The organism is Moritella sp. (genome assembly GCF_013215705.1).
Taxonomy (GTDB): domain Bacteria; phylum Pseudomonadota; class Gammaproteobacteria; order Enterobacterales; family Moritellaceae; genus Moritella.
Map to the genome: position 1 here is coordinate 149,496 of NZ_JABSQR010000010.1, position 12,317 is coordinate 161,812.

The 12,317-nt window shown below is 41.1% G+C and carries 10 protein-coding genes; 5 read left to right on the forward strand and 5 right to left on the reverse strand.

Features of this window, described 5'->3' with window-relative positions; genetic code table 11:
* The first annotated feature begins 5 nt into the window (after positions 1–5).
* The 3 genes from HRT96_RS08550 to HRT96_RS08560 are packed head-to-tail and all read left to right on the forward strand — an operon-like array spanning position 6 to position 2,157.
* Complete coding sequence (locus HRT96_RS08550; protein WP_293154943.1) at positions 6–1,289, forward strand: HAMP domain-containing sensor histidine kinase; 1,284 nt, start codon at positions 6–8, stop codon at positions 1,287–1,289.
* Positions 1,290–1,325: 36 nt separating this feature from the next.
* Complete coding sequence (locus tag HRT96_RS08555; protein ID WP_293154947.1) at positions 1,326–1,706, forward strand: hypothetical protein; 381 nt, start codon at positions 1,326–1,328, stop codon at positions 1,704–1,706.
* Positions 1,684–2,157: a hypothetical protein gene (locus HRT96_RS08560; RefSeq protein WP_293154950.1), complete on the forward strand. Its 474-nt coding sequence runs from the start codon at positions 1,684–1,686 to the stop codon at positions 2,155–2,157. Before HRT96_RS08555 ends, HRT96_RS08560 begins: the two co-directional genes overlap by 23 nt.
* A gap of 59 nt (positions 2,158–2,216) precedes the next feature.
* Here the strand turns inward: HRT96_RS08560 and HRT96_RS08565 are convergent, their stop codons facing one another.
* Both HRT96_RS08565 and HRT96_RS08570 read right to left on the reverse strand, forming a co-directional pair.
* Positions 2,217–3,269 (reverse strand): aldo/keto reductase, encoded by a 1,053-nt coding sequence (locus HRT96_RS08565; RefSeq protein ID WP_293154953.1) that lies wholly within the window; start codon positions 3,267–3,269, stop codon positions 2,217–2,219.
* Positions 3,270–3,277: 8 nt separating this feature from the next.
* Positions 3,278–4,732, reverse strand: coding sequence for an HD domain-containing phosphohydrolase (locus HRT96_RS08570; protein WP_293154956.1), 1,455 nt, complete (start codon positions 4,730–4,732; stop codon positions 3,278–3,280).
* A gap of 558 nt (positions 4,733–5,290) precedes the next feature.
* On the opposite strand from HRT96_RS08570, the gene HRT96_RS08575 reads away from it, so the two are divergent.
* Positions 5,291–5,437 carry a sigma factor-like helix-turn-helix DNA-binding protein gene (locus tag HRT96_RS08575; RefSeq protein ID WP_293154959.1) on the forward strand — a complete coding sequence of 49 codons (147 nt, stop codon included), beginning with the start codon at positions 5,291–5,293 and terminating at the stop codon, positions 5,435–5,437.
* Positions 5,438–5,563: 126 nt separating this feature from the next.
* On the opposite strand, the gene HRT96_RS08580 is transcribed toward HRT96_RS08575, so the two are convergent.
* On the reverse strand, positions 5,564–6,088 hold the full coding sequence (locus HRT96_RS08580; RefSeq protein WP_366051660.1) for a methylated-DNA--[protein]-cysteine S-methyltransferase: 525 nt from the start codon (positions 6,086–6,088) through the stop codon (positions 5,564–5,566).
* 222 nt (positions 6,089–6,310) lie between these two features.
* On the opposite strand from HRT96_RS08580, the gene HRT96_RS08585 reads away from it, so the two are divergent.
* Positions 6,311–8,782 carry a cache domain-containing protein gene (locus HRT96_RS08585; protein ID WP_293154962.1) on the forward strand — a complete coding sequence of 824 codons (2,472 nt, stop codon included), beginning with the start codon at positions 6,311–6,313 and terminating at the stop codon, positions 8,780–8,782.
* A gap of 114 nt (positions 8,783–8,896) precedes the next feature.
* Here HRT96_RS08585 and HRT96_RS08590 read toward each other — a convergent pair whose 3' ends face one another.
* Both HRT96_RS08590 and HRT96_RS08595 read right to left on the reverse strand, forming a co-directional pair.
* The gene (locus tag HRT96_RS08590; RefSeq protein ID WP_293154965.1) at positions 8,897–10,408 is read right to left on the reverse strand and encodes a methyl-accepting chemotaxis protein; all 1,512 of its coding nucleotides are present in this window, start codon (positions 10,406–10,408) and stop codon (positions 8,897–8,899) included.
* 162 nt (positions 10,409–10,570) lie between these two features.
* Entirely contained in the window at positions 10,571–12,304 is a 1,734-nt protein-coding gene (locus HRT96_RS08595) for an LruC domain-containing protein (protein WP_293154968.1), read from the reverse strand.
* Between the last annotated feature and the right edge of the window lie 13 nt (positions 12,305–12,317).

The following is a 12,317-nucleotide window of genomic DNA, read 5'->3' on the forward strand; positions in this document are numbered from 1 at the left end:
GCTATATGATGAAGTTAAGACCCAGTTTACGATTATATTTTCTTGGTGCTATGCTGTTTCTCGGCGTTAGTATGGCGATCACCTTTTCTGCGCTCACGGTTAATTATTTTGTTGAGGGCATGGACTCGGTATTACGTGGCACCATGGTTGAAGTTGCTGATACCGAAGGTTTAGAGGTTCAAGACGGAAAACCAGTGATGTTACTTGGTTTTCATGTTGCGAGTCGCTGGCAAGATCTACCCGCAGAAGCCAGTGAAAGCTTTTCAGTGCCGCCGACAGAGATGTTTGAATTTAACAAGCATATTATTAAAGAAGATATATTCTCACCGCCTAATGAAGTGCACTTTGTCATGGTGATGAAGACGAAAGAAGATAAATTACTGTATATCTATAAGTCCTTTAAAGGTGATTTACATGCGCGATTATCTGATGGGCCGGGTTCGCAATTTGTCTGGATCCCTGTTTTTGGTTTAAGTGGTATTGTGGTTTTTGCCTTGCTGTTGATCATGGTGATGCGTCGTGTGGCGTCGCCAGTCGAAGCACTGCGAGATTGGGCTAAATCATTAAATGCAGAGAGTTTGCAGCAACCACCGCCCGAGTTTAAATATAAAGAATTAAACACCTTAGCGAGGATTGTCCATAACAGTCTTAATTCTGTGCAAGAGAGTCTTGATCGTGAACATGAGTTTTTACGGAATGCCAGCCATGAGTTACGTACGCCTATTGCTGTTATCCGTACCAATGTTGAATTGCTGAATAAAATAAATAGCAAATCACCGATGACAGCCAAGCAACAGCAAGTTATTGAGCGTATTGAACGGGCTGGTTTCACCATGACTCATTTGACTGAAACCTTATTGTGGTTAAGCCGAGATGAGTCTTTATCATTAACCCTTGAGCGGGTTCGATTAGATGAATTGCTTAAGCAAACCGTCGAGGATTTAAGTTATTTGTTACGTGGTAAATCAGTTACCGTTGAGCTTGAGACCAGTGAGTTGCAAGTTGAACTAGCGGCCACTGCGTGTCGTATTGTGCTAGCTAATTTGGTACGTAATGCATTTCAGCATACAGATTCTGGTGTGGTGACTATCAGCCAGCAGCAAGGGCAAGTGGTTATACGTAATGTGAATGACGATGTTGATACAGCGGTGCTGGGGAGCAGTAACATCAATGATTTGGGGTTTGGCTTGGGGGTTAAATTGACCGACAAACTCACTGCGCGTTTTAACTGGCAACATAAGCGTGAAATTGAATCTTCTGGGCATAGAGTGACTGTTAATTTTGATTAATTTAGTACTTTAATCAGCATTTTGTAAATTTCAGCAATGCTAGAATTTATTCTTTATCAATTTACAGAGATTAATATGGCATATTGCCCAAGCATTCATCATTTAGAGATGGATGAGGAGAGCTCATTAGCATTGACTGAAATTTTTGGTCATGATGATTTAAAGCTGAAATTACAGTTTGCTATAAGTGGTGGTCATTGGATTAATACGTTTTTGGGTAATGGCGCTGTTGAGACATTATACAGTGTCCATAGTACGGATTTTGACATGATGACTAAAGCAATATCTGCTACAAATCGTATTACTCAGAGGATAGTTGAAGATATCATTACGACTCAAGCTATACGAAGTGATGTGAATACTAAACAGTTATTATTTTGGAGGGCTATGTATAATGGCTGCATTCTTAAAAAGTAAAAAAATATACCTGACGGCGCTATTGTTGATTTCTGCTAATGCGATTGCTACACCGGATAAAGTCGCTGAAAATGATTATAGACTCGCCTACAAAGCATATGAAAGTAAAATAGATTTATGTGCGGGCTTAGAAGTAGAAAATAAGATTTCTAAAAAATTATTAAACCAATTAAAGAGTATTCCTAAACAGCATCTCTCGAAATTATTACCTTATTATTCATTTACGGCATTTCATCAATGTTTACAGCCCGAAGAAGCTGGATATTTAGTGACACGAGAAAGAGCTACTTTATTTAATATAGAGGTCGGTTTACAAGGTGCAGTATCAATTTCTAAATTATATGTAGAATTGAAAGATGAAGTTAATCAATTACCTCACTATGATGTATTTGAAAATCAATATTTTAAATCGCCTTATAAAGTTTCACAATTCTTTGGGTTAGTTGATTAATATTGAATATCGGACTTATTAGATTAAAGGCTATTTAGTGAACTAAATAGCCTTTTTTATTAAAACGGTGCTGGATAACGCTTAAACACAGATTCTATATCCGCTAATGCTTGTGGTGTTAGCAGCGTTGAAAAGGCGTTAATGTTTTCTTCGAGTTGCGGCAGTGTTGTTGCGCCAATAATCGTCGACGTGACGCCATCAACTTGATTGCACCAGGCTAGGGCTAATTGCGCAGGTGTGATGCCATGCTGGTGGGCAATGTCAACATACTCTGCGGTAGCAAGATGGGCATGTTCAGTATTTCTATATAATTTATTGGGTGGCGAGAAAGTCCAGCGGCTGCCTTCTGGTCGCGCATCGTTTAGGTACTTTCCTGATAACATGCCTGTTGCCAGGGGCGACCAAGGTAAGTAGGCAATATCTTCATGCACACAGTTTTCGATTAAATACGGCCAGTCTTTGGCGTGCAACAAACTGAATTCATTTTGAATCGATACCATGCGTGGCAGGTCATATTGTGCGCTGAGTTTAAGGTAGGTATTGATTCCCCAAGTCGTATCATCAGACAAGCCACAAAAGCGGATCTTGCCTGCGTCTACACAACGTTTTAACCCTTGTAATATATCGAGCATTTGCGCGGTATGATCAGCCGCATTGATATCACTAAAGCGTAACTTATTCGGTTGATGTTGACAAAAATGCGGGTTAGGGCGGTTCGGCCAGTGCAATTGAAACAAATCGATATAACTGGTCTGCAACCGCTTTAACGAGGCGTCGACAGCTTGTACGATAGCATCTCCGGTAATGGGATCGCCATTGCGCACCCAAGGTAACCCCGGGCCTGCAATTTTAGTCGCTAATATTATGTCTTTACGGCGCTGGGGGTTTGCCGCTAGCCAATTGCCGATAATGGTTTCGGTTTTACCGTAGGTATCAGCTGATGGCGGTACGGCATACATCTCTGCCGTATCGATAAAGTTCACGCCCTGTGACAGCGCGTAGTCAATTTGTTGATTGGCGTCTTGTTGGTTGTTCTGAAATCCCCACGTCATGCTGCCTAAGCAGACCCGTGATACAGACAACCCGCTACTACCGAGTATTGAAAATTGCATTGTCATCCTTATGCTACTTGTTCTTTTTCATCATTATACGTTAAGGCAATACTAACAAACATTTGTTCACAATTAATAAATGCTTCTACCACCGCGGGGTCGAAATGACTGCCATTGCCTGCGAGTATGATCTCTTTGGCCTTATCGTGGCTAAATGCTGGTTTATAAACGCGTTTTGATATGAGCGCATCATAAACATCGGCCAGCGCCATCAAGCGACCGGATAGCGGAATATCATCACCACTTAATTGATAAGGATAACCACTACCGTCCCATTTTTCATGGTGGCTTAAGGCTATTTCTCGGGCGATAGCCAGGAAGCTGTTGGAACCCATTTGTTTTTCTGCCACTGCCAACGATTCTGCCCCTATCATGGCGTGGGTTTTCATTATTTCAAATTCGTCATCCGTCAATTTACCCGGTTTAAGTAAAATGGCATCGGGGATCCCGACTTTACCTATGTCGTGCAAAGGTGCAGATTTATAGAATAACTCAACGGTCTCATTGGTTAAATAATCGCGGTATTTAACGTGGTTCTGCAGTTGAATGGCTAATGCGCGCACGTATTCTCGGGTGCGTAAAATATGGCCGCCGGTTTCGTTATCACGGGCTTCTGCTAACGCAGACAAACCCACAATCGCGACATCACGAGTTTGTATGACCTCGTCTGTACTTTCAGCTAGCTTATTGAGCATCTCATTGGTGTAATAAGCAATAATGCCCAACTCACCTTGGTGTGAAACCGGGACTCGGGCAGTCAGATCGCCGTTTGCCGCCGCAATCAATACCCGTTGCTGGTTATCTAATAATAGCCGGAATAGCTGCAACCAGTGGTACATGATAGTGCAGGTATAAATAATCAGTACCACAGCAACAAACACAAACTCTTTGACGATACTAACCAGCGCAGCCTGTTCTTCGATTTTACCGATATTTTCGGTTAACCAGCGTACATCTTTTACCATGATCATCGTGAGAACCGTGGTGAGCATAATCACGATAAACACCACTAATGTGGCGAGTTGGCTGGCAATAGAATGACGCATGTGTGTCATCTGCTCTGGCAACTGTTGGTATTCGGTGTGTGGGTAATGTTTTACTTGTGCTTGTAGGGCTAAATCGAGACTAATGAGCGCCCCTAAACAACCAATACCAAAAATAATTTTTAAACTACTTTCGATTGGAAAGTCATAGTAAGCGATATACCAACTGGCAAGCGCGACTGCACCTAGGATAAATATACTCAGTTCGCGCAGTACATTTGTAAAACCCGCGCGATCTTGGATCACCTTATTTCGCACTGCAAACATGATGATAAAGACGACAACAGAATAAGCGCTGGTCTGCCAGATTGAAATGGACTCAATAAATGGACATACGCGGCCACCATAAATACTGAAAATTACAGCAGCGAAGAAATAGTGTAGCGCAGCGCGTTGTTTTGTTAGTGTTAACATCGTCATAGGTGCATTCCTAGGCTTAAATTACAGCCAGTATACGGACTTTATATCGAGATACTATGCTTCTTGTGGACTATTGTGCTGTTCTTTTTTAAAAAAGTTAGCGGTAATGTTGTGAAATATACAATAGTCTTAAAAATCACTACCTTACGTGTTTTTTGTATGTGTGAAATGGTCTTTTTTGCAACCTTCACAACTACGACCTGATATTATTGATGTCCATTTTTTGATTTTCTGCACCCAAACGTGAAACTGTGTCGCTTTATTTGTTCTCAATCTAATCAATACCTAGTTGTGGTACTTGTGAGTGTTCTGATGTTTGTCTAGTACTCATCATTACAGTATTGAATTTGAATATTTAACTGAGGTTAAGCTGTTAGCGCTTTAGAGGACAGATAAATGGACATATCTTACGGATCAAACGCGCTGGATGCTTACCTGCAACAGGTCAATAAAAGAGTAAGTTATTGACGAAAGAAGGTACGAAATTGCAGAGGCTGTTGCTAATGGTGACTCGGGTTAGATGTTGGCAGCGATAATGACCTAGTTGTCATTGCCAAAGTGTTAGACACGGATGTTGATGACGTGATGGATGTATTGTCTTATTATTTCAGTGAATTAAGTTTGTTACGTATTGGCGAACGGTTATCCATGTCGCGTGAAAAAGTACGTATTATCATTCGCACGACTATATATCGTAACGTTTAACGTGAGCAGAATAAGATCTAACGGAACAGCGTAGAGTCTAATTCATGATCCGCTTGTCTATATCTGACGTGTGGTAATAGCAAGCGGCATTATATTTGAGATAGCTAACGGTTTTATTCGGCCGTGTTAACAGCGTTGTTCAAGCGACAGCAATTGTTGCTTTAACTCTAATCCGTATGCATAACCAACTAGCTTGTTATTGGCACCAATCACGCGATGACAAGGAATTATAATCGGGATTGGATTTTTGTTATTGGCCATGCCAACCGCCCTTGACGCGTTAGGATTGCCTAGACCTGCTGCAATGTCTTTATAACGACGCGTTTCCCCATACGGTATTTTGATTAATTGTTGCCAAGCATGGCGCTGAAATACTGTGCCTATCGGGTTCAGTTTCAGATCAAATGTTTGTCGCTTATTATTAAAGTATTCACGTAGTTGCTGCTTGGCATCATTGAAAAATGTACTGGAATGCATCCATTCGGCAAGAATATTGATCTCTTTACTGCCGTTATCAATCATTAGTTGGGTGATACCTTCTTCATTACCGACTAAAATAAGATGAGATTCTTGTTCACCAGTGGCAGAGGTGTAGGAGGCGATGAATTTATCGTAATACATAAAGGCTGACAACTTAAATGGTAGGATCATAGATACCTACATTTTAATTGAAATTTACAACATTTGTTGTTATCTAGGTCTGATTAATTATACTTAAATAACTTTGTAGTGAACTCTCGGAAATCAGAGCTACCATCGATAGGTTATTGAACCGTTTTATACAGTATGTTATTTTTGTTTATATTCCGAATGCAGTATTTCCTCTTGCCTATATAACATATCGTAATAAGTTGATTTTTTATGGACAATAATTTGAACAAAAATTTGTTGAGACTTATTCAGCTAATACCGATTATGTTAAGTACGGTATTTACGCTGATTATCATTGCGCAGCTGCTACTCCATAATAGAACCGAACTCAAAGAAAATATCAGCGATTTGCGTGCCGAGTTCAATGAGCGTCAAAAACAGCAAATTAAAAACCGAGTTGATACTATTTACCAGCAGGTCAGTTACGAACGTGACCGCATGGAAAACGTATTAAAGGCCGATATTAAAGAAAAAGTGTATCAGGCACACGATATTGTCAACGCTATTTACAGTGATAATACAGATAAATCGGCTGAGGATGTGCATGCGTTGATCGTCACTGCACTAAAAAACATCCGTTTTAATAACGGTCGAGGTTATTATTTTATCTATGATCTGGAGGGCAATAATATCATGTTGCCTAATCACCCGGACAAAGAGAAAACTTATCTGCGGGATATGCAAGACAGTCGCGGTAATTATGTTATCAGGGAATTTATTGCGCTGATGAAAAATAAGCATGAGGGCTTTGCGAAGTGGTGGTTTTATAAACCTAATAACAATGTTGATGAACGGGAAAAAATTGGTTTTTTGAAACACTTTGAACCTTACGACTGGATCATCGGCAGCGGCGAATATGTCGAGGACTTTGAGGCTACGGTAAAGAAAGACTTATTGCATTGGATATCGACGATTCGATTTGGGAACAATGGTTATATGTTTGTGCTTGACGGCCAAGGCGTGATATTGGCGCATCAAAGTAATGAGTTAATTGCTCAGGATTATGGTCGTTATCAGACCGAAGCGCAAATTATGGAAATGTTTGATACGGCAAAAGATAATGGTGGATACGTAAAATACTCCAGCGTGTACCAGCCTGATAATGTGCAGGGCCCGGATAAACTTAGCTACGTTAAGTGGTACCCAGACTGGGAATGGATGATGGGTTCTGGAGTATATGTCACCGCGATGGAAGAATATTTGCAACAAAAAGAACAAATTATTGTGAAACAGAACCGCAAGAAGCTGCGTGCATTAATCGGTTTTAGTTTCGTACTTATTCTCGTAGTGGGTTTGTTGACCCATTATCTGAGAAAGTTATTGGCGCGACGCTTCGCCCAATTTGAAATGAAAATAGAAAGCAATTTTATTAAACTCAAAAATGCGAACAATACGATGCGCCATATGGCGTTGCATGATCCACTTACCGGGCTTCCCAATCGTGCATCGCTGGATAAATTTGCCCAGCAGATACTGACCGATGACAATGAAAAGTATATGGCTATCGCCTTTGTCGATATCGACAATTTTAAATATGTGAATGATCTATATGGGCACACAGTCGGTGATGAACTGATTTGTGCCGTGAGTAGGCGTTTTGAAAAAATATTAAGTACTGGCGATATGGTCTGTCGTTTTGGCGGTGATGAGTTTTTGTTCTGCTTTTCTGGGGTAAATACGCAAGCGGAGATCGCGACTAAGGTTACAAAAATTAATGCTATATTTAACACGAAAATGCGATGTGGCGAACGAGAAATAAAATCAAACTGTAGCGTTGGTGTATCGGTATTTCCTGATGATGGTCAAACCCTAGAGGTCTTGATAGGTAAAGCGGATGTTGCCCTGTATAAAGCGAAGGGGCAGGGTAAAGGTAGAATTTGTTTATTTGAAGCTGAGTTTGATGCTCAGCTTAAACGCCAGCGTGCCATGAAAGAAGAGCTTTATAAGGCGTTGGAGCGGGATGAATTTGAGATCCACTACCAACCTCAGGTGAATGCAAAGAATAAACAGGTGATCAGTGTGGAAGCACTCTGTCGCTGGAACAGTCCTGTTTTTGGCCAGGTTAATCCCGTGGAATTCATTACTATCGCCGAAAAATGTGGCGCTATCCATGCACTGGGTTTATCGGTCATTAAGATCGCCTGTGATGAGATCTTGTCCATATCGCCTAATGGTCATGGGGCTTTAGAGCTATCTATTAATATCTCGCCGATACAGATTATTGAACCTGATTTCTTTACTAATATAAAACGTGTCGTTAAAGCGACCGGTATAGACAATTCAAGAGTGACTTTTGAGCTAACGGAAAGCGCCGCAATTGACAGCATATTGAGTCTGTCGCCGCTGTTTCATGAATTAAAACAGAGTGGTTTTGGTTTATCTCTTGATGATTTTGGTACCGGTTTTTCTTCTCTCAGTTATTTGAGTGATTTGCCTTTTAGCGAGATTAAAATTGATCGGTCATTTATCGATAAATTCTTAGACAGTGACCAGAGTGACTCCTTGGTAAAAACCATCATTGCTATCGGCAACTCATTTAACATGACAGTGGTTGCTGAAGGGGTCGAAACCCAAGCGCAATATGAGAAGCTAACGCATTATAATTGTGATTTATTACAGGGGTACTTCTTTGGTAAGCCGCTGCGCCTGAATGCGCTTTTAGAACGTATTAGCATTAGTCAAATAGCGCTATAACCGCTGAACAATACCAGCGGCTACCGCTAAGTAATTTAATAAAACCAGTCAATCGAGTACGCAGCTCAAACCCATTGCGGTTGAGCTGCAAACATTGATGACGAGTTATTGGTGTTAACCGGCAGGAATAAAGGTCTTGGCAAGATTACTAATGTTATCGATGTCAGTTTTCAATTCATCCATTTGCGTGACCACAGTTTCGGTATGTTGCCAGTTAAGCTCTGCACCTTGCTTAATATCGATAACGTGGTTGTTGATCTCGTTTGATACCGTACTTTGCTCTTCTGCGGCAGTTGCAATCTGCATTGATAGGCTTGATAACTGCTGCATTTTTTCATGAATGATGGCAATTGCCTGGTCTGACTGCTCGGCTTTTTCTACACAAAGGTCGGCATTTACTTTGTTTTTCTTCATCATAATCAGCCAATCATTAATTGTTTCTAGCATGGTCGATAAGCTTGTATGAATGTGTTCTGCGGTATCCTGTGTACGTGATGATAAGGTGCGTACCTCATCGGCGACAACCGCAAAACCACGACCCTGTTCACCAGCGCGCGCGGCTTCAATGGCGGCGTTCAATGCCAATAGATTTGTTTGATCGGCAATCGATTGAATGTCGGTCATCAGGCTTCCCACATTTTGTGCTTCGGTATTGAGTTTATCCGCGGCGGTTGATGCTTGTTCTACTTCATCGGCAAGTTGTCTAATTTCAATAGTGGTGGTGTTAATACCTTTTTGAGCTATTTCACACAGATTAAATGTCGCGTTAATTTCATCGGATGTTTCTACGCTGTTACGTACAATTTCATCTGTAGAGGTTAGCATCTGTGACATCGCCGAGCTGACTTCGGTTAGCTCTTTCTGCTGATGAATTAAGTTGGTTTTAATTTTTTCGGCTCCAACCAATACGGTTTGAATTACGTTTTTTACTGGCTTCGTTGAATCGAGAGTACGTTCTAAAATAGCTTTAATTTTGGTTTTTAGTAATCCCATATTAAAGTCAAATACGCTGGCGGTCCCTTTACCGAAATATACCTGGCGACTAACACTGTCAAACGTGGATTGCATATGTTGGGCTTTTTGCGCCATAGGAATGATATCCTGCCAGAAAACCAGTATCGGGGTAACGGCAGCAATAAAGGCAATTACTGAAGCAGCAAGGCCAAGGTAACTATAGATGAAGCCTTGTGAAACGAGGCTAAGTAGTATTAAAAAGGCAAAGCGTTGGCTACGGGTAAATTCAAATAACAGGTTGTTACCTTGTAGCTTTTTATACACGGCATTGGCACGGCTGACCATGTGCGGTGTTGCAGGTGTACTGACTTCTTGATGTCCGACTATTGTACCGTTTTCAAATTGCGGAGTAATAAAGGTATCAAGCCAGAAACTATCGCCATTTTGTGTCGTTTTACAAATAACACCCTGCCAAGAAAACCCTTGTGCTAAGGTTTCTGTTACTTCTTTAATCACGGCCGCAGGCATGGTTGAGGAGTCAAGATCTCGGCTATTTTTCCCTAATAATGCCGCTTGTGAATAACCTAATGCGTCACAATACTGACTGTTAACATAAGTAAATTCACCGTTGCGGTTTACTAACGAAATTAATTGCGAGGAGTTATTAGCCATCAAAATACCTATTAATATGTAAACAATTAGTTAAAAAATCCAAAGTAACACTGAACTTACAGTTAGTCATCTGATACTTACTTTTTATGTGGTTATGCGTGATAAAAAAACAAAAAAGCCTAAGAGTTAACCTAGGCTTGGCGTGTATTCATTAATTATAAGTTATAAACATTTCCAACAGAAGGTATTGTCTGGGAAGTTATACCAAGTTGGGTTCGTTACACCGCCACTTTCTGCCCATACTTGTAGTTGTGGATAAGCAATTAATATATCTACATACTCAAATGGATGGCTCCATGTTGAAGGGAGAAGAAGTGCCCAAGGGTGACCTGTTGCTGTTTGATAGTAAGTACTCGACCCAGCATCGGAGGCATCATCTGCTGTACCAAGTAACGAGAGATCCGCTAAATCTGACGGCATTTTATCCATAAGATGAATTTCTTTACCACGTTCACCAACACGATAGATGAATGCGTTATATGGTGCATCGCCAAGTGCTGCGACAGTAACTGGAGTCTCAAATACAGCATTGAACGCGAGTGATATGAACGGTCTCTCATCGCCATCTTGGGTATTGTAGTAAGGGAACCCACCAGCCGGTAATACATCGAACACATTGCCGATCAGTACCATCACAGCTTCGCCAGTATGGCCAGTTTCAGGGACTAGAGCGCTTGCGCTACCATCAATGGTAACTGTCGAACTTTCAATATTAGCCGCTTCAGTACCAGGTAAACTGATCGCGAATGCATTAGGATAACTCGCACCACGAGCAACTGCTGAGCCTACCATCTCGATTTCTTTTATATTACCAGCACCATTCGTGATTTTGTTGAATGTATGATAAAGCACAAAATCATTGAAGTCATAATCACCTTTATCAGGCCATAGATCCTCATACGCTAACGTTCCTTCAGGGTCATAGTTATTAAAGGCACGTTCTGGATCGGTAGGGTAATCATCATAGACATCATCGACACCATCGCCGTCACAATCGGTACTAATCGAGGTCCATGTCGAGAATTCAGGGTCACTCATTAGACCGTTTGAATCAACAGCCGTCACTTGAGCACGCCATGTTTCGCCGTCTACAGTCTGACTTGATAATACAGTGTCACCTTGATGATCTGTCTTACCTGCGACCTCATCATCAACTACACTACCTTGGCCGATATCCACAAACCAACGATATAAGTAGCTTACGGTATCGCCATCAGGATCCGCCGGTGTTGGACCTGTTACAGAAACAACCAGATCACTATCCGTTGTAGCGTCGCAACTCGATGGTGACATTGATAATTCAGGTTTGTATGGTGGACTATTATTGATCTCCATATAAGTAATTGTTAGTAAACTGTAATCAAGCGTTGTCATCCAACCACTAACGCCTGGGCCGTAATTCATATTAATATCAAGGAAGGTATTGACTAAACCATCATCCGAGATCGATGAGATGGGAACATCGAATGTGGTTTCAGACCAAGTATTATTTGCACCTTGTAATAGACCAGGGTTTAAGTCAACGCCATCAACACTGATACCATCATATTCACCCGCGGTTCCCCAAAATGATTCAGAATCAATATCGTAGCCACGTATCAATAATGTTGCACTTTGAATCTGAATTAAGGGGTTGGTTGTAATGTCAAGGAAACTATGTTGCCAACCGTAATCCTCGTCATAGCCACTGTAAATATTAAAACCACCAGATGCTGGAGGGGTATAATGTGGTGCTGTACTGGATACATCAATTTTTTGTGTATAGGTAAATGTACCATCACCATGATCAACAGTGCCTTCTGCTGTCGCGGCTGCTAATACAGATGTTGATAATACTGAGCTTGATAATGCAAATAGACCAAGACAACAGAGTTTATTTAGTTTAAATGTATGCATATCGATATCTATC